The following is an 18,396-nucleotide window of genomic DNA, read 5'->3' as shown; positions in this document are numbered from 1 at the left end:
AGAAGCAAAAGCGCAGCACGGTGACGCGGGGTGGAGCAGCCTGGTAGCTCGTCGGGCTCATAACCCGAAGGTCGCAGGTTCAAATCCTGCCCCCGCAACTCTGGAGAGGGCCCCAGTCGAAAGACTGGGGCCCTTTCTGTTTTCAGCGTCTGGCTTTTTGAGCCGCGCCCCATCGGGCCCGTGAGCCTTCGGGCCCAGGCCGCGCTCCCTGTCACACCTCCGGACATCCACGCCTTCGTGGGCACGACCCCGCGGTCGCTCATGGTGGCGGCCCGCCGGGCCTGCGTTTGACGTGCGACCTACTCGCCGGTAGGTTACGGTCGGGTAGGTTGTTGCCGGGCGGCGTTACCAGGGGTGTGCCAGCCATGACGAGCCAGTCCCTTCGCGGTGCGCGGAAGAACGCGGATGCCTTGCGCGGTGCCAGCCGCCTCGCGGTGCAGGCCACCCAGGGGGTGATGGGCATCGTGCAGGAGATGCACTGCACCATCGCCAGTGGACCCGCGATCCTGGGCAGGCCCCTGGAGCGGCCCGTGCGCGCCTTGACGGGGCTCCTCTACGCGACACTTCAGGGCGTCACGCGGCAGGTCGGCGCCGGGCTTGACGCCGTGATCTCCCAACTGGAGCCATGGCTGGGCGACAGCGTGCCCGGGCCGCAGCGGGAGGCGGTGGTCGCCGCGCTGAACGGCGTGCTGGGGGATGCGCTCGACGAAGGCGGCAACCCGCTCGCGATCCCGATGGCATTTCGGATCCACGGCCGGCCGCTGCCCCTGGCGCCGGAGGCCCTGCGTGCCGCGCTGCCGACGGCCGGGAGCAGGTTGCTCGTGCTGGTGCACGGCTCCTCGATGAACGATGCGCAGTGGAACCGGCTCGGGCACGACCATGGTGCGGCGCTCGCGCGCGACCTCGGGTACACGCCCGTCTACCTGCACTACAACAGCGGGCTGCACGTCTCCCGCAACGGTCGTGCGTTCGCGGAGTTGCTGGAGCAGCTCGTGGCCGCGTGGCCCGTGCCGCTGGAGGACCTGACGCTCGTCGGCCACAGCATGGGGGGCCTCGTGTCCCGCAGCGCGTGCCTCGCCGCGGAGGCGGGGGGCCATGTCTGGCGGCACCGGCTGCGCAGGCTCGTGTGCCTGGGCACCCCGCACCACGGCTCACCCCTTGAGCGTGGGGGGAGCTGGATCGACGTGCTGCTGGGCATCAGTCCCTACAGTGCTCCCTTCGCGCGCCTCGGGCGGATCCGCGGGGCGGGCGTGACGGACCTGCGGTTCGGGTACGTGCTCGATGAGCATTGGGAGGGGCGGGAGCGCTTCGGATGGGGTGGGGATGTCCGGCGCCAGCTCGCCTTGCCCTCTGGGGTGGAGTGCTACGCGGTCGCCGCGACTTCCGCGCAGGTGCTGGCGGAGCGGTTGCCCGGAGACGGACTGGTCCCCGTGGACAGTGCGCTGGGCCGGCACCTCCAGCCGGAACTCACGCTGCGCTTTCCCGAAGCGAATCAGCGGATCATCCTGCGCGCGAACCACCTGGACCTGCTCAACCACCCTGAGGTCTACGACGCGCTCCGCTCGTGGCTGTCGGCCTGAGGGCGGGGGGAGCCCCAGGGTGACGCGCTTCTCCCGGCGCTCGCCCGGAGCACGGTCACAGCGGCTGGACGTGCTCCGCGATGCGACCCGAGGCGATGAGCTCGCGCAGCTCATCACCCAGGCGCTCGCCTTCTGTGAGCACCTGCTTCCACGCCCGGATGCGCTCGTCGTCCTTCATCCGGGTGAAGTCAGCGCGGTCGGGGATGCGCCTTCCGGGCAGTCGGTCCAGGTGTCTGGGCGAGGGGGCGATGATCAGCGCACGGCGGAAGTTGAGCGGGCCCGCGCGGCGCCACTTGAGGGACTTGTCGAACCAGCCGGGCACGACGTACGGGTAGAAGTGCGGGTAGAGCACCAACCCGTCGCCCGCGCCGTAGTCCACGTCCAGGTGGTAGTCGACGACGCCCCCATCCCGGTACGTGCCGGGAGGTGCTCCCGGAATGTCGTGGACGCCCGCGATGACCAGGGGAATGGAGGCGGAGGCGAGCAGGGCAGGGCGCAGGTTGTCGCGCGTCAGGGGACGGTGCGCCGACGGCAGGTCCTTGAGTCCGGCGAACGGGCTGGTGTCCCCGGCGGTGTGGAAGAGCACGCGCTGCATCTGGAGCCCGAGCGTCCGGCGGCTCACCGCGTTGGCCAGCGCCCCGAGCACGAAGCCCGTGAGCTGCGCCCTGGGCTGCTCCACCGCGAGCAGCCCCTTGCACCGCGTCGTCACCACGTGCAGCCGCGCCCACGGGTGCGTGAGGATCTCCTCCGCGCCGTCAGGTCCCAGGAGCACTTCGAGGATGCGGGCACTCGTCTCGCTGACGAGCGACGGTGGCGGCTTGGGTGGGTAGCGCTGATCCAGGTACGCGTCCGCGAACCGCTTCATCGCGGCCACCGGATCCTTCTGCGCCAGACATGCCAGCCGCCAGCTCCCGATGGAGCTGCCGATGAGGTGGAGCGGACGGGTGCGCGGTTGCTGGAGCAGCTCCCCGAACAACACCCGGTCGATTCCCTCCAGCGCCAGCCACTTCGGTCCCCCCGAAGCACCGGGGAGGATGTCCACGTCCTCCGCGCGCAGACCGCGTTCGCGGAGGATGCGGAGGGCATCGGGACCGGCCAGCAGGGTCAGGCTTTGGCTCATCGCGGGCGCGGAACCTAGCAAACCCGGGCCTGGGGACCGTCGCGAGAATGGCCCCGTGCTCAGGGCTCGTCGTCGGGGGACTGTGGCTCCAGGGGATGGAACGTCACCATCCGGTGGCCATCCGCTTCCGGTTCGCTGCGCACCCCATCCAATTCCTCCGGATTCCGGGGCGCGCGTTCGGAAAAGTTGTCGTTCTCGAGGTGGCGCTGGCGCTGCTCGCTGGTGCCGCCGTAGCCCTCCTGCAGCTTCTTTCCAGCCATGTCCGTGCTCCCTCGCAAGGGGTGAACACGAAAAGTCGTGCCGGTGCGCGATGGGCGCAAGCGAAGTCCGGCCCGAACGCCCGGATGCCCCCGGTACAGGCCGCCGGGGCGGGCCTGCTACTCCTCCAAAGTCCCCACGGAAGGGGCTGCCCCGTCGCGCTCACGCTGGGCCGCCAGGTAGGCGGAGAAGCCCGCCTTGGACTGGATGCGGAACACCGGGAGGCGCGCGAGCACGTCGTCCGCGAAGGCGTACTGCTCGCAAACGAGGCTCGCTCGCAACGCGCCCTCTGGCCCGCCGGTGAAGGCCTGCACCTCGTGCTGGAGGTCACCCCGGAAGTGCACCAGCAGGCCAGGCCGGGGCCGCACCTCACCCCGGGGCTGGTTGTCGCGAAGCAGCCGCAGCGCGCCGCCACGGACCCCGGGCGGCACGCGGAGGTAGAGCACGCTGACGTGTTCGGGCGTCGCGTCCGGGACGCCGCTGGGCTCCTGCAACGTCGCGTCGATGTGCCGTCCCACCGGCGTGCCCGCGTCCAGCAACAGCAGGTTCAGGTAGAACGCATTGGGACGGGGCCGCGCGTCGGGGCCGCGAAACCAGCGCTGCGTCCACGGCAGCAGGCCCCGGGCGCTGTCGTCGTCGAGGATGCGGCGCAGGTAGCCCGACAGGAACGGGAAGCGCGCCTCCAGCGTCGCGCGGCCGTCCCGCGTGAAGATGAACGCGAAGCCCCGGCTCGCGCGGAAGGTGCCCATCAGCGGGCTGCGCGCGACGAAGCGGGAGCCGAGCAGGGCGTCCCCCAGGGCCTCCAACTCGGCGCGCGGCAGGGCGTCTCGGTGGGTGACGTACTCGGGCACGGGCGCAACGCTAGCCCCTTCCCGGAGGCGCGAGAATGGCCTCGCTCCGCTCGCCTCCCTGCCGGGCGGTCCCTGGCTCCCGGCCTGCTACGCCGAGGCCTGCCTGGAGCCCCGCTTCTTCCGGTCCAGCATGTGGAGCAGCGCCTTCTCCGAGCAGTGCATGCCTTCGCCCGCCTGCGCCGCCAGCTCGTCCACGGAGCTGAAGTAGCGGTCCACCACCTGGCCCCGCTCGAAGAGCGCGAGCACCGGCGGGTAGATGTACGAGGCCCTGGCGACGGCGGGCGTGTTGCCCAGGTGTTCGGAGGCTTCGCGCACCGCGGCCACCATCGTCTTCTTGAGGGCGGTCTTCTTCACCCGTCCGCTGTCGCCTCCGTTCTTCACGTGCTCGCGGGCCCGCGCCAGGGCGCACGCGCAGATGAGCGTTCCGGCCCAGGTGCGGAAGTCCTTGGCGCTGTACTCCGGCCCCATCACCTGCTGGATGTATTCGTTGAGGTGCCGGCGCCGCACGTCCACCGCCGCGCCGTCGTCCACGACGAACTTGAAGACGTCGCGCCCGCGCACCTTCAGCAGCTGTCGCACCAGCGTGGCCACCCGGCGATCCTTCAGCTCCCGGTGCTGGCGCACGCCGGACTTGCCCGGGTAGTCGAACACCACCGTGTCGCCCGTCACCTTCACGTGGCGCGCCCTCAACGTGGCGAGCCCGAAGCTGCCGTGCTCGTCCGCGTAGCGCTGGCTGCCCGGCCGGATGAAGCACGTCCCCAGGATGCGCAGCATCCCCGCGAGCACCCGCTCCCGGCCCAGTCCCCGCTTGCGCAGATCCCTGCTCACCTGCCGCCGCATCTTCGGCAGCGCCCGCGCGAAGCCCACGATGCGCTGGAACTTCGCGTCCTGCTGCTTCTGGGTGTGCGCCTCGCTGTAGCGGTACTGCCAGCGGCCCGCGCCATCCCGCCCCACCGCCTGGAGTCGCGCGGACGCCCTCTTCGCGATGGCGACCTCCGTCCACGCCGGGGGCAGCTTCAGGGCCTCGATGCGCTCCCGCTCCGCCTGGGACACGGCGCGACCGTTCGCGTCCACGTACCGGAAGCCCCGCTTCATCGTCCCCAACCGGCGGATCCCCTCCCGGCGCAGGCGCTCCAACTGCGTCAGCCCCCTGGCGGCCCGGCGGCTCGGTGAAGGCGTCTCGGTTTCCAGGACCGCGAGGTTGGAGGGCATCACGACCTTCCCAGGGGCCGGGGGCTCCAGGGCACCTGGAGGCCCGGGCTCACCCTGTAGTGCGCAGCCCGAGCCAGGGCGGCAATCCCGAGCGCTCCCTGGCTGCATGCCCCCCAGGCAGGTCGAAAAGCCCCAGGCGGCATTTTCGGATGGCAGTGCAGTCGTTTACACTCCCTTGCGACTCCAAACTCCAAAGTATTCCCGAGGCATGACGACCTTCCTCGACGCCCTGGTGGCGTTCCCGACCGCGATCTTCACCATCCTCCTGGGGGTGGTGCTGGCCTATTGGCTGTGCGTGATCATCGGCGCGGCGGGCATCGACATGCTGGACGGCGACGTCCACGTGGACCTGGAGAGCGGCGCCAAGGCGGTGGGCGGCGCCTTCGAAGGGGGGGCCAAGGCGATCAGCGGCTCCTTCGAGGGCGGCGCCAAGGCGGTGGGCGGCGCCTTCGAGGGCGGCGCCAAGGCCACGTCGGGGCTGCTGGAGGGCGGCGCGAAGGCCGTGGCGGGACACGGCCACGCCGGACATTCGCACCTGCACGACGCGGAGGCCGCCACGGGCCTGCTCGCGGCGCTGGGCTTCGGCGGCATCCCCATCACGGTGTCGGTGAGCCTGGTCGTGTTCCTGTCCTGGTCGCTGTCGCTGCTGTCCGGCCAGGTGACGCACGAGGCGCTCTCCATGCTCCCCTCGTGGCTGGTCAGCACGGGCCTGGGCCTGGGGTGCTTCGCGGTAGGCACGACGGTGGCCGGCTTCGCGGTGCGCCCCCTGCGGCCCGTCTTCATCGCCAAGCGCGCCCCGGGGCGCGAGGCCCTGATGGGCCGCGTGTGCAACATCTCCAGTGGCAGCGTCACGGCGCGTGACGGCCACGCGACCTTCAACGACGGGGCCGCCGGCCTCATCCTCAACGTCGTCTGTGAGAAGCCCAACCAGCTCAAGCGCGGCGAGCCGGCGTTGATCCTCGGCTACGACGCGGAGCGCGGTGTCTACGAGGTGGAGCCGGTGGACTGGCTCCTGCCCCAGGAAATGGAGCAGCTTCGCGATCCGCTCAAGGCAGCGGCCGTCGCGAGAGCCCGCTCGCATCGATGAACATTGGCGTCCTCCGGACCTTCCGGACGGGCGCGACAATCGGCACCGGGTGGCTTTAGCGGGGGACCCCGAGTGCTTGGAACAAGGCCCGCCCAACGGACTTCACAGGAAGGCCATGGATCCCATCAGCCTGGCAGCAATCGTCGGTGGCGGCATCATCATCCTCTTCGGCATCTTCGTCAGCGTGGCGAAGTTCTACCGCCAGGTGGATCAGGGCAAGGTGCTCATCGTCAACACGATGAAGACCGAGCCCACGGTGACGTTCACCGGCGCCGTCGTCCTCCCCATCGTCCACCGCGCGGAGGTGATGGACATCTCGCTGAAGACGGTTGAAATCGACCGTCGCGGCAAGGAAGGCCTCATCTGCCAGGACAACATCCGGGCGGACATCAAGGTCACCTTCTTCGTGCGCGTGAACAAGACCCGCGAGGACGTGCTCAAGGTCGCCCAGTCCATCGGCTGCGTGCGCGCCAGCGACCAGGAGACGCTGGAGAACCTCTTCGAGGCCAAGTTCTCCGAAGCCCTCAAGACGGTGGGCAAGAGCTTCGACTTCGAGCAGCTCTACACCAAGCGCGATGAGATCAAGGACAAGGTCGTGGAGACCATTGGCCGCGACCTCAACGGCTACATGCTGGAGGACTGCGCCATCGACTTCCTCGAGCAGACCCCGGTGGAGATGCTCGACAAGGACAACATCCTGGACGCCCAGGGCATCCGGAAGATCACCCAGCTGACCACCGAGCAGAACGTCTTCACCAACGAGCTGCGCCAGTCCGAGCGCATGGCGGTGACGAAGCGGGACGTGGAAGCCGACGAGGCCATCTTCGCCCTGCAGCGTCAGCGCGAAGAGGCCGCCGCCAAGCAGCGCCGGGAGATCGACATCATCCAGGCGCGTGAGACGGCCGAGGCCGACCGCGTGAAGAGCGAGGAGTTCGCCAAGGCGCAGCTCGCGCGCATCAAGGCGGAAGAAGAGATCGCCATCAACGAGGAGAACAAGACGCGCCAGGTGCAGGTGGCGCAGAAGAACCGCGAGCGCGTGGTGGGCGTGGAGACCGAGCGCGTGGAGAAGGACCGCGCCCTGGAAGCCATCAACCGCGAGCGCGAGACGGAGATGCAGCGCATCTCCAAGGAGAAGGCGCTGGAGGGGGAGAAGAAGGCCATCGCCGACGTGGTGCGCGCCCGCATCGCGGTGGAGAAGACCGTCGCCCAGGAAGAGGAGAACATCAAGGACCTGCGCGTGACGTCGGAGGCGAAGCGCAACAAGGACGCGCTCATCATCGCCGCCCAGGGCCACGCGGAAGAGGCGTCCGTCAAGGACATCACCGCCGCGGACGCCAGCGCGAAGATCGCCATCTTCCTCGCCAAGGAGAAGCTGACCCTGGCCGAGGCGGACCTGGAGGCCGCGGACAAGTCGGCCAAGGCGAAGATGCGCCTGGCCGAGGGCATCCAGGCCGAGTCCGCCGCCGAGGGGCTCGCCAACGTGCGCGTGCGTGAAGCCGACGCCGTCGCCACGGAGAAGCTGGGCATGGCGCAGGTGCGCGTGAAGGAGGCCGAGGCCTCCGTCATCCAGAAGCAGGGCCAGGCGCAGGCCTCCGCCACGCGCGAGAAGCTGCTCGCCGAGGCGTCCGGCCTGGAAGAGAAGGGCATGGCCCACGCCCGCGTGCAGGAGGCGGAAGCCGGCGCCATCCACAAGCGCGGCGAGGCCGAGGCGTTCGCCATGCGCGAGAAGCTGCTCGCCGAGGCCGCCGCCATCCAGGAGAAGCTGATGGCCGAGGCGCGGGGCCTGTCGGAGAAGGCCACGGCGATGAAGGCCCTGGACGGCGTGGGTCGCGAGCACGAGGAGTACCGCCTGCGCCTCAACAAGGAGCGCGACGTGGAGCTGGCGGCCATCAACGTGCGCAAGGACATCGCGCAGGCGCAGGCCCAGGTGCTGGGTCAGGCCTTCAGCAACGCGAAGTTCCAGATCGTCGGTGGCGACGGGAAGTTCTTCGAGAACTTCATCAAGGCCGTCTCCTTCGGCAGCTCCGTGGACGGCGCGCTGGACCACAGCGAGGCGCTGAAGAAGACGCTCGGCGGCTACCTCAACGGTGAGAAGGACCTGCCGGCGGACCTGAAGGAGATCCTCTCCAAGCCGGGCCTCAGCAACGACGCGCAGAACCTGGCCGTCGCCGCGCTGCTCAACCGGATGTCCCTCAGCCCCACCGCCTCCACCGCCGCCGGCATCAAGGCGCTGGTGCAGACGGAGGCCTCGGCCCTCCTCGAGAAGCAGGGCTAGGGCCTCACGGCCCCGTCCTCCGGCGCATCCGCGACCCGCATCCCTTTTTCGGTGAACATCCATGGCAACTGACAGCGGCAAGACCCCGGGCACCTCCGTGCCCGGGGGCGAGGCGACGCTGGAGGGCGGCAGCTACGAGGTCATCCGTGCGCGCCTCCACTCCCAGGCGGACGCACTGGCGACCCGCGCCAACGACCTCAACGGGCGGCGCAAGGCGCTGTTCGGTGGCACGGAACTCACCGTCATCGGCAACGAGCGGGTGCGCACGGAGAACAACTGCGTCCCGCGCGACATCGTCAGCGTCGGGAAGTACCTCCTCTTCGGCTACAACGTCTTCATCGGCCTGAAGAAGGAGACGGTCGTCTCGGACGTCTTCTCGCTGCACCGCTTCGAGAAGACGGCCGAGGGCTTCGACCTGTCCGCCGTGCCCCCCACGGAGGCCGGCGGCTTCCTCGCGGACCCCCGGTTCGTGAAGGACTTCGGTGAGCTGTACAAGTACTACAAGGACGCGAAGCTGTTGCAGCTGCGCCGGCGGGACTCGCGCCTGCTGGCGGTGTTCCAGACGGGCCTGTCCGCGCGCGACCTCAAGGTCTTCCGCTTCAACGTGGACGTGGAGGGCCACGCCACCTACGTGGACAACCAGGGTGAGCGCGACCACGTCTACCCGCCGTCTCACGACTTCGAGTGGACGGTGGCCACGCGCGAGCAGTACGTGCTGGGCCAGCACCCGCACGTCAACGTGCTGGACCAGGTGTTCGTGGAGACGGTGAAGGGCGACCTCACCATCAAGGTGGAGGACAACACCGCCACGGGCCTGGGCATCTACAGCGAGCCGGTGGACGACCCGGACCAGGCGCTGGACGACGCGGAGTTCGCCTGGACACAGGTAGGCGGCCTCATCCTGCTGCGCGTGCTGCCGTTCCGGGAGAAGGCGCACCGCTACCTAGTCTTCAACGCGCGCACCCAGCACGTGGTGCGCATCGACGCCATCGGGCAGTCCTGCGTGCGGCTTCCGGAGGACCAGGGCATCGTCTTCCCGGGCGGCTACTACCTCCAGACGGGCGACTACAAGGTCTTCGACGGCGCGTCGGAGCAGATGGAGTTCCACCAGGCGGTGCGCTCGCCCAACGGCGAGGACGTGCTCTACGTCTTCCACCGCCGGGACGAGGGCAGCTACGTGCTGTTCCCGTACAACCTGGTGCGCAAGGAGGTGCAGACGCCGCTGGTCGCCAGCGGCATGAGTCTCTTCGCGGACGGTGGGCTGGTGGTGTTCCGCTCCACGTCGCACGAGCCCACGCGCGTGCACCCCATGCAGGTGTGGCAGACGCCGTTCGTCTCCGACGAGCACGCGGCCCAGCTGCCCCCCGCGCCCGGCTACCTGGGCAAGGTGGGGAACGCGGAGCTGGTGCGCGGCATCAGCGACGCGCTGACGCTGCCGCGCGTGGCGAAGACGGACAAGCCCACCCGCCGCACCTACGAGGACCTGGTGTCCGCGGCCACGCGGGCGCTGGACGCGTACTACTGGCTGAACCACGCGGAGGTCGGGCTCCAGGAGCCCATTGAGCTCTTGCGGCGCACCTCCGAGCTCATCATCGATGAGTTCGAGAAGGTCCTCGCGATGCGCAAGCGCGCGGAGGAGTCGCTCGCGCAGGCGGTGACGGCGCAGGACACGCTGCTGCTCCAGTCGCAGCCGGAGGGGCTCACCGACGCGGAGGGCTACATGCGGGCGCTGGCGGAGCTGCGCCGGCACCGCGGGCACCTCATCACCCTGAAGGACGTCCGCTACATGGACCTGGGGCGCGTGGACGCCCTGGAGCAGGCGGTGGTGGCCGCGTCCGACGCCGTGAGCACCGCGTGCGTGGACTTCCTCCAGAAGGGGGAGGCGCTGCAGCCGCTGGCGGCCCGGCTGGATGGCCTGCTGGAGCGGCTGGAGCCGGTGACGACGACGGCGGAGCTGGCGCCGCTCGTGGAGGACGTGGAGCGCACCGGCCAGGGCCTGGAGGTGCTGGGCGAGGTGGTGGGCGGACTCCAGGTGGGCGACCCGCTGGCGCGCGCCCGCATCCTGGAGGGTATCTCCGAGCTGTTCAGCCGCCTCAACCGCGTGCGCGCGGGGCTCCAGGCGCGGCGCAAGGAGCTGAGCAGCCGGGAGAAGCGCGCGGAGTTCGGCGCGCAGTTCAAGCTGCTGGGCCAGAGCATCGAGAACGCGCTGTCCCAGGCGGACGCGCCGGAGAAGTGCGACGAGGCGCTGTCGCGCCTCACCGTGATGCTGGAGGAACTGGAGGGCCGCTTCGGCGAGTTCGACGAGTTCCTGGGGCAGATCACCACGAAGCGCGAGGAGCTGCTGGAGGCCTTCGGCGCGCGCAAGCAGTCGCTGGTGGACGAGCGCCAGCGCCGCGCCTCCGGCCTCTTCAGCGCCGCGGAGCGCATCCTCCAGGGCGTGCAGCGGCGGGCCAAGGGCTTCAAGGCGGACGACGAGCTCAACGCCTACTTCGCGTCCGACGCGATGATCCTCAAGCTGCGGCAACTGGCCGAGCAGCTCCTGGCGCTGCAGGACAGCGTGCGCTCGGACGAGGTGATGTCGCGGGTGAAGTCCGCCAAGCAGGACGCCCTGCGCGCCCTGCGCGACCGGCAGGATCTGTTCGAGGGCGGCGAGGGGCTCATCAAGCTGGGGCCCTACCGCTTCCACGTCAACACCCAGCCCCTGGACCTGACGCTGGTGCCGCGCGACGGCGCGCTGTACCTGCAGCTCACCGGCTCCGACTACACGCAGAAGCTGGAGGACCCGGAGCTGCTCAAGTACCGCGAGCTCTGGGAGCAGCACCTCGTCTCCGAGACCCGCGACGTCTACCGCGCGGAGTACCTGGCCGCGGCCCTGCTGATGGACGCGGAGGAGGGCAGGGGCGGCCTGACGCTCGCGGCGCTGTACGAGGGCGGCGCGCAGGGCCAGCTGCTGGAGCGCGTGCGGGCGTACTCCGCGGACCGCTTCGACGAGGGCTACGAGCGCGGCGTGCACGACGCGGACGCGGTGACGCTGCTGGAGAAGCTGCTCCCGCTGCACCAGGGGGCGGGCCTGCTGCGCTTCGCCCCGGTGCCGCGCGCCTGGGCCGCGCTCTACTGGGCGTTCGACGCGGATGAGACGCTCCGGGGCGTGTTCCACCGGCGCGCGCAGAGCCTGGGGCGGCTGCGCCAGGCGTTCGACACGTCGTCGGACCTGGTGGCGCTGGGGGACGAGCTGGGTGAACAGGTGCTCGCCTTCCTCAAGGGCCACGGGCTCGCGGCGTCACCGGCGGAAGGGCGGCAGGCGGGCCGCTACCTCGTGGAGGAGCTGGCGGTGGAGCACCCGCGCTTCACCACCAGCCGCGAGGCCCTGGCGGTGAAGGACGCCTTCCTCGCGCACCTGGACCGGCACGGCTCGCGCACCGCGTTCGACGAGGACCTGCGCGGCCTGGAGAAGAACCTGCCGGAGCGCCTGCGCATCGCGCGGGCGTGGGTGGACGCGTTCCTCGCGAAGCGCGAGGGGGGCGCGGGCGACGCGGCCTACGTGTCGCTGGAGGCGGCGGTGGTGCTCATCACCGAGCGCAAGCTGGACCGCGAGACGGCGGGCGCCATCACGTCCTCGGAGGCCACGGGCCTGCTGGGCAGCCACCCGCGCGTGCAGGACCGGAAGCTGCCCTTGCGCCTGGACGAGTTCCTGTCCCGGCTGGGCGAGTTCCGTCAGGTGCGCGTGCCCGCCTATTTGGCGTACCGCGCGTACCTGCGCGACCTGCTGGACAAGGAGCGGCGCAAGCTGCGGCTGGAGGAGCTGACGCCCAAGGTGCTCACGAGCTTCGTGCGCAACCGGCTCATCGACGAGGTGTACCTGCCGCTCATCGGCGCGAACCTGGCCAAGCAACTGGGCGCGGCGGGCGAGGGCAAGCGCACGGACCGCATGGGCATGCTGCTGCTCATGTCGCCCCCGGGCTACGGCAAGACGACGCTGATGGAGTACGTGGCCAGCCGCCTGGGCCTCACCTTCGTCAAGGTGAACGGGCCGGCGCTGGGCCACTCCGTGAAGTCGTTGGATCCGTCGGAGGCGCCCAACGCCACCGCGCGGCAGGAGGTGGAGCGCATCAACCTGTCCTTCGAGATGGGCAACAACGTGATGCTCTACCTCGACGACATCCAGCACACGGATCCGGAGCTGCTCCAGAAGTTCATCTCCCTGTGCGACGGCCAGCGCCGCGTGGAGGGTGTCTGGAATGGCCAGACGCGCACGTATGACCTGCGCGGCAAGAAGTTCTGCGTGGTGATGGCGGGCAATCCGTACACGGAGACGGGCGACCGCTTCCGCATCCCGGACATGCTCGCCAACCGCGCGGACACGTACAACCTGGGCGACATCCTGGACGGCAAGGAGGACCTGTTCGCGCTCAGCTACCTGGAGAACGCGCTCACCTCCAACCCGGTGCTGGCGCCGCTGGGCACGCGAGACCCCCAGGACGTGCACCGCCTCATCCGGATGGCGAAGGGCGAGGAGGTGCCCGCGGGCGAGCTGAAGCACGGCTACGCGGCGGCGGAGCTCCAGGAGATCGTCGCCGTCTTCCAGCGCCTGTTCCGCGTGCAGCAGGTGCTGCTCAAGGTGAACCTCCAGTACATCGCGTCCGCCGCGCAGGACGAGCGCTTCCGCTCGGAGCCCGCGTTCAAGTTGCAGGGCAGCTACCGCAACATGAACAAGATGGCGGAGAAGGTCGTCTCCGCGATGACGGACGACGAGCTGGAGCGTCGCATCGACGACCACTACCAGGGCGAGTCCCAGACGCTCACCACCGCCGCGGAGCAGAACCTGCTCAAGCTGGCGGAGATGCGCGGGCGCCTGACGCCGGAGAAGGCGAAGCGCTGGGAGGAGATCAAGCAGGGCTTCGCCCGCGTCAAGCGCATGGGGGGCAAGGAGGACGACCCCGTGGCGCGCGTCACCGGCCAACTGGGCGCCATCGAGGAGCAGCTGGGCGCGGTGCGCGACGCCGTGGTCCAGGCCGCGGCCCAGGCGGGCAGCGCCCCCGACGTCGACCCCATGGTGGAGGTGGCCCCGCACCTGGAGGCCCTGCGCGAGGCCGTCCTGGAGGTGGCCCGCGTGGGCCGCGAGGCCGCCGCGAAGCCGCCGCCGATTCCCCCGGCCCCGGCCCCGGTGGTCGTCCCGTCCGCTCCGGCGACGGACCTGGCGCCGTACCTCAAGCACCTGGCGCAGCTGCTCAAGGCGCTCACGGAGCGCGTGGCGACCGCATCCGAGGCGCCCACGCTGAGGAACGTCCCGCTGGCCGCGCCGGCCCCCGACTTCGGGCCGTACCTGGCGCAGCTCTCCCACGCCATCACCGCGCTGGCGGACCGGCCGGTGTCCGTGTCCATGCCGGCCCCGTCCCCGGCGGAGTCGCTGCAGCGCGCGGCGAGCGGCCCGACTCCGGCGGAGCTGAGCCGGCAGATCGAGCTGGTGGAAGGGGCGCTCCTGCCGTTGGAGCGCGCCGCCCGCCGCAACGTGCAGGGCGAAGGGGAGGGCATCAAGGCCCTCCAGGTCTGGCAGGGCATCACCGAGGCGCTGGAGCTGCTGCGCGGCATGCTGCGGCGCTAGCGTCCTCCCCGGAGCGGTTCGCGCCTACTTCTGGGGCGCGAACTGCTCCGCCCCGTCCACCGCCTTGTCGTCCAGCACCTTCTCCAGCGTGTCGGTGAGCTGCTGGCCGTCGCTGGCGGTGACGCGCAGCTGGAAGCTGCCTTCGCCCACGCCCTCGTCGGTGACGAAGTAGTTGTAGCTCTCGCGCCGCAGGCTCTTCCAGTCGCCGCCGCGCTTCCACTCCAGCTTCTTGATGGGCAGCCGGTGGTTGCGCACCTGGATGGCCGTCCACCAGGGGTTGCTGCCTTCCTTGAAGTGGTACTTCACGGGGCCGGCGACGTCGCAGGACACCGGCGTCCAGGTGATGTCCACCCGGCCGTCCTTCATCTCCGCCACCTTCTCGAAGGCCTCGCGGCTCAGGTCCAGGTGTCCCTTGTCGCAGTCCGGGCACTGGTCCACGATGCGCACGCGCAGGGAGCCCTTGGGCCCGACGACGTCCACGCACTGCCCGCAGGCGGCGCTGTTGTCGTACTGGTCGGCGTTCATCGCCGCCACCATCAGGTCGCCGCCCTTGTCGTAGCTGCAATTGCCGCTGCCGTTGGCGTCGTAGTAGGTCGCGATTCCCTTCTGCTCCTCGCCCAGGGTCACGCCGCCACCCGAGGCGGAATCACCGCAGCCTCCGCAGGCGAACGAGGCCAGGGCCACCAGCAACGAGGGGTTCCAGAGAGCGGGTCTGTTCATGCCGCGCAGCATACATGCGTGCTCCCGAGCCCTGGCCAGACGTCCCCGGGGGCCCTGCTCCTGTTCAGTGCCGCGCCCGAAAAAGACCCCGCCCGTCACCGGGACATTCCGGTGACGGGCGGGGACCCCCTTGCTGCATGCCCTGGGTGTCTCCCCCGGGGATTACCGGCCGCGGGCGGACGCGCTGGTGAGGGCGCGGGCCTGGCCAATCAGCTTGACGAACTCGGTGCGCTCCGTGTCGCTGCCCACGGCGCCCTCCGCCAGCTTCTGCGCGGTGGCCAGGCTCCAGCCCTCCGCGGCGGGCGCGGCGCGGAGGATGTCCGCGGTGGCGGCGACGGCGGCGGCGAAGCGGAAGTCGGGCGACGCGGCCTCCAGGGACGCCTTCATGTTGGCGTTCGTGAGCGGGAAGGCCTGCTCCTTGGCCTCCGTGCCGTTGGGCGCCTTGGCGCGGATGCGCACCGTGGCCAGCTCCTGCGCCTCACCCGTCAGCTCCACCTCGTACAGCGCCGTGACGGTGTGGCCCGCGCCAATCTCACCCGCGTCCACCTTGTCGTCGCGGAAGTCCTTGTCCGCGATGTCGCGGTTCTCGTAGCCCATCAGGCGGTAGCGGCTGACGGCCTTCGGGTTGAACTCCACCTGGAACTTCACGTCCTTGGCAATCACTTCCAGCGTGCCGGTGAGCTGCGTCTCGAAGACCTTGCGCGCCTCCTTCATGCTGTCCACGTAGAAGCTGTTGCCGTTGCCCTTGTCCGCCAGCTGCTCCATCAGCGAGTCGTGGTAGTTGCCCATGCCGAAGCCCACCGTGGTGAGGGTGACGCCCTCGGACACGTACTTCTGCACGCTGGCGAGCATGTCCTTCGCGCTCAGGTTGGGGCCGATGTTGGCGTCACCGTCGGTGAGCACCACCACGCGGGACACCACGCTGCCGGACGCCTTCTTCACCGCGTGCTTGTAGGCCGTCTCCATGCCGGAGCCCATGGCGGTGCCGCCGCCCGCGGCCAGCGTGTCCAGGGCCGCGTGGATCTTCTTCACGTCCGTGGCGGGCGTGGGCGCCAGCACGTCCTTCGTGGAGCCCGCGTAGGTGACGAGCGCCACGGTGTCGTTCTCGTTGAGGTTCTTCACCGCGACCTTGATGGACTCCAGCGCCAGCGGCAGCTTGTCCGACGACGCCATGGAGCCGCTGGTGTCCACCAGGAACACCAGGTGCGCGGGCTTGCGCTGCGAGCGGGAGACGACCTTGCCCTGCACGCCCACGCGCACGAAGTGGCGCCGCGCGTTGAAGGGCGAGGGCGCGCCCTCCAGGTGCACCGTGAAGGCCCCCTCCTCCGGCGGGGTGTAGCGGTACTTGAAGTAGTTGACGAACTCCTCCACGCGCACCGCGTGGGTGGGGGGCAGCTGGCCGTTCTGCAGGTAGCGCCGCGCCATGGAGTAGGAGGCCGTGTCCACGTCCGCCGCGAAGGTGGACAGCGCGTCCTTCGTCGTCTCGGTGAAGGCGTTGGGCTTGTAGGCCTCGAAGGTGTTGCCGCCCTCGGTCAGCGACTTGTCCTCCGCCAGCATCTCCTTCTTGGACTTCTCCATCACGGGGGCAGGGGCCACCACCCCTCCGCCCCCGGCGCCGACACCGGAGATGCCCAACGCCACGCCGGACGGCATCGGCTTCGCGGGCATCAAGGCCAGATGCTGGGACGGCGGCGCGCGGCGCACGGGCTCCGGCGCGGTGCTCGGAGGAGGCGGGGCGGAGAGCGCGGCGACGCGGTCGGTGGATTCATCCTCCACGGGACCGGGGGGCGTGGGGGCGTCATCCCTGGGCGCGGAGTTGGCGCGGGAAGGGCGCGCTTCGGCATGGGTCAGCGCCTGTGACTCCGCGGGGGAACGCGAGGTGGAGCACGCGGCCACGAGGCTGGCGGAGAGCAGGGCACCACTGAGGAAGGACACGCGGCGCTTGGAGAAGAAGGCGGACATGAAAGGCTCCCGGACTGGAAGTAGCAGGCGTGCCCTTCAAAACGACCGACGTCCGGAATGGGTTTATCCGGTGAATTTTTCCCGGCCCCGGGCGTGGCCCGCGCTTGCGTGGGGAAACCCCATTTGCGACGGTGTCCGCCCATGGAGACGACACGACCGTTCCGGATTCTGGGCATCCAGCAGATCGCCATCGGGGGGCTCGACAAGGGCGCCCTGCGCAGGCTGTGGGTGGACACCCTGGGCCTCCAGGCCCATGGCACCTACCGCAGCGAACGGGAGAACGTGGACGAGGACATCGTCGTGGCGGGCGCTGGCCCCTTCAAGGTGGAGGTGGACCTGATGCAGCCCGTCAACCCCGACGGCCGTCCGAAAGTGCACGACCCGGCGCTCAACCACGTGGGGCTGTGGGTGGACGACCTGGCCACGGCCGTGAAGTGGCTGGAGGGGCAGGGGATGCGCTTCGCGCCGGGCGGCATCCGCAAGGGCGCGGCGGGCTTCGACGTGTGCTTCATCCACCCGAAGGCCAGCGATCAGTTCCCGCTGAGCGGCGAGGGCGTGCTCATCGAACTGGTGCAGGCCCCGCCGGACGTCATCCGCGCCTTCGAGCAGGCCGCATCCACGGGCCACTGAGCGCCAGCTGGCGGATGCGCGCGAAGCCGTTCTTGAGCGCGCGCTCCGCTGGATCCACCGCGAGGCACAGCGCGTACGTGCACGCGATGAGCAGCGCCAGCAGGCCCGCGTACTGGAGCCACCCGCTGCGATCGCCCCAGACGCGTTGGAACGAGAAGCCGAACGTCCGGTAGAACAGCAGCATCTCGTGGAAGAAGTACGCGGACAGCGACGCGGTCCCGAACACCTCCAGGAAGCGCCGGCCCCGTGAGGGCTTCGCGTCCGGCGCCATCCGGCCCTCCACCCACAAGAGCCCGAGCAGCACCGCGCAGACCCACATGAAGCGGGTGGCGGAGTTGGACGGGTTGGTGACGAAGAAGCGATGTGGGGGATAGAGGCCGCTGAGCAGGTGCGGCATGAGCGTCCCGGCGAGCCCCACCGCGATGAGGAACACCAGGGCCCGGGACAGTCCCGCGCGGCCCCACGCGCCCGCGATGGTGCCGCAGAAGGCGCCCAGCCACGCGAAGCCGATCCACGGCAGCAGCGGGAAGGGGGACCAGGAGGACTTGCGCAGGAACGACGCCCACGGCTCGCCGGCGGTGTCGGTGAAGGGCGCGAGCGCGAACGCCACCATCGCCAGGACGAGCGCCGTGGTCGCGAGCACGCGCGGGCGCGGGGCCAGCAGCGCGGCCAGGGGCAGGGTGAGCAGCAGGCACAGGCCCACGCAGTGGAGGATGTCCAGGCGCAAGAGCCACACCGGCTCCTTCAGCACGGGGAACCACGCGGCGTTGACCAGCGCGGCGACGGCGAACACCTCCGCGATGCGGCGCAGGTTGCGACGCACGCGGTCCTCCAGCACGCCCCCCGCGGCGCTGCGCACCATCAGCAGCGAGAGCGCGAACCCGGCGGAGTAGATGAACGCGGGGGCCACCAGGCCGTCGATCTTCAACAACCAGCCGGTCCATACGCTCTTGCGCAGCTCGGGGGTGAGCAGCGCCAGCGCGTGGCACTGGATCATGAACAGGACGGAGATTCCGCGCAGCCAGTCGATGGCGCGCACGCGCTCGCGGGAGACAGGGGTCGGCAGGGGCAGGGTGCTCAAGGCGGCGCTACCCTATGT

At 70.2% G+C, this 18,396-nt stretch carries 12 protein-coding genes and 1 tRNA gene; 6 read left to right on the top strand and 7 right to left on the bottom strand.

Features of this window, described 5'->3' with window-relative positions; genetic code table 11:
• Positions 1-24 precede the first annotated feature (24 nt).
• Both OV207_RS37070 and OV207_RS37065 read left to right on the top strand, forming a co-directional pair.
• A tRNA-Met gene (locus OV207_RS37070) sits at positions 25-98 on the top strand.
• Between the two features lie 267 nt (positions 99-365).
• Positions 366-1,580: an esterase/lipase family protein gene (locus OV207_RS37065; RefSeq protein ID WP_267559784.1), complete on the top strand. Its 1,215-nt coding sequence runs from the start codon at positions 366-368 to the stop codon at positions 1,578-1,580.
• A gap of 55 nt (positions 1,581-1,635) precedes the next feature.
• Here the strand turns inward: OV207_RS37065 and OV207_RS37060 are convergent, their stop codons facing one another.
• From OV207_RS37060 to OV207_RS37045, 4 genes are all read right to left on the bottom strand, one after another.
• Positions 1,636-2,700, bottom strand: a complete 1,065-nt coding sequence (locus OV207_RS37060; protein ID WP_267559783.1) for a patatin-like phospholipase family protein — start codon at positions 2,698-2,700, stop codon at positions 1,636-1,638.
• Positions 2,701-2,759: 59 nt separating this feature from the next.
• A complete protein-coding gene (locus tag OV207_RS37055) occupies positions 2,760-2,960 on the bottom strand; it encodes a hypothetical protein (protein ID WP_267559782.1) in 201 nt (66 codons plus the stop codon).
• A gap of 117 nt (positions 2,961-3,077) precedes the next feature.
• Positions 3,078-3,809: a 2OG-Fe(II) oxygenase gene (locus OV207_RS37050; RefSeq protein WP_267559781.1), complete on the bottom strand. Its 732-nt coding sequence runs from the start codon at positions 3,807-3,809 to the stop codon at positions 3,078-3,080.
• 87 nt (positions 3,810-3,896) lie between these two features.
• A complete protein-coding gene (locus tag OV207_RS37045) occupies positions 3,897-5,021 on the bottom strand; it encodes a DNA topoisomerase IB (protein WP_324291600.1) in 1,125 nt (374 codons plus the stop codon).
• Between the two features lie 208 nt (positions 5,022-5,229).
• On the opposite strand from OV207_RS37045, the gene OV207_RS37040 reads away from it, so the two are divergent.
• The 3 genes from OV207_RS37040 to OV207_RS37030 all read left to right on the top strand — a co-directional run bounded on the left by OV207_RS37040 (position 5,230) and on the right by OV207_RS37030 (position 13,985).
• Positions 5,230-6,108, top strand: a complete 879-nt coding sequence (locus OV207_RS37040; RefSeq protein WP_267559780.1) for a hypothetical protein — start codon at positions 5,230-5,232, stop codon at positions 6,106-6,108.
• A gap of 115 nt (positions 6,109-6,223) precedes the next feature.
• Positions 6,224-8,383, top strand: coding sequence for a flotillin family protein (locus tag OV207_RS37035; RefSeq protein WP_267559779.1), 2,160 nt, complete (start codon positions 6,224-6,226; stop codon positions 8,381-8,383).
• 61 nt (positions 8,384-8,444) lie between these two features.
• Positions 8,445-13,985: a DNA repair ATPase gene (locus OV207_RS37030; protein WP_267559778.1), complete on the top strand. Its 5,541-nt coding sequence runs from the start codon at positions 8,445-8,447 to the stop codon at positions 13,983-13,985.
• 24 nt (positions 13,986-14,009) lie between these two features.
• Here the strand turns inward: OV207_RS37030 and OV207_RS37025 are convergent, their stop codons facing one another.
• Together OV207_RS37025 and OV207_RS37020 are read right to left on the bottom strand one after the other, a co-directional pair.
• The gene (locus tag OV207_RS37025; protein ID WP_267559777.1) at positions 14,010-14,705 is read right to left on the bottom strand and encodes an expansin EXLX1 family cellulose-binding protein; all 696 of its coding nucleotides are present in this window, start codon (positions 14,703-14,705) and stop codon (positions 14,010-14,012) included.
• Between the two features lie 162 nt (positions 14,706-14,867).
• Positions 14,868-16,667, bottom strand: coding sequence for a vWA domain-containing protein (locus OV207_RS37020; RefSeq protein WP_267559775.1), 1,800 nt, complete (start codon positions 16,665-16,667; stop codon positions 14,868-14,870).
• Positions 16,668-16,808: 141 nt separating this feature from the next.
• Between OV207_RS37020 and OV207_RS37015 the strand changes: the two genes are divergently transcribed.
• Positions 16,809-17,297 carry a VOC family protein gene (locus OV207_RS37015; protein ID WP_193430115.1) on the top strand — a complete coding sequence of 163 codons (489 nt, stop codon included), beginning with the start codon at positions 16,809-16,811 and terminating at the stop codon, positions 17,295-17,297.
• Here the strand turns inward: OV207_RS37015 and OV207_RS37010 are convergent.
• Positions 17,257-18,378 (bottom strand): heparan-alpha-glucosaminide N-acetyltransferase domain-containing protein, encoded by a 1,122-nt coding sequence (locus OV207_RS37010; protein ID WP_267559774.1) that lies wholly within the window; start codon positions 18,376-18,378, stop codon positions 17,257-17,259. The genes OV207_RS37015 and OV207_RS37010 overlap by 41 nt on opposite strands.
• Positions 18,379-18,396 lie beyond the last annotated feature (18 nt).

The sequence above is a fragment of the Corallococcus sp. BB11-1 genome (assembly GCF_026626625.1).
Taxonomy (GTDB): Bacteria; Myxococcota; Myxococcia; order Myxococcales; family Myxococcaceae; genus Corallococcus; species Corallococcus soli.
The sequence above is the reverse complement of the archived record's forward strand: the minus strand, read 5'-3'. Positions and strand labels throughout refer to the sequence as shown.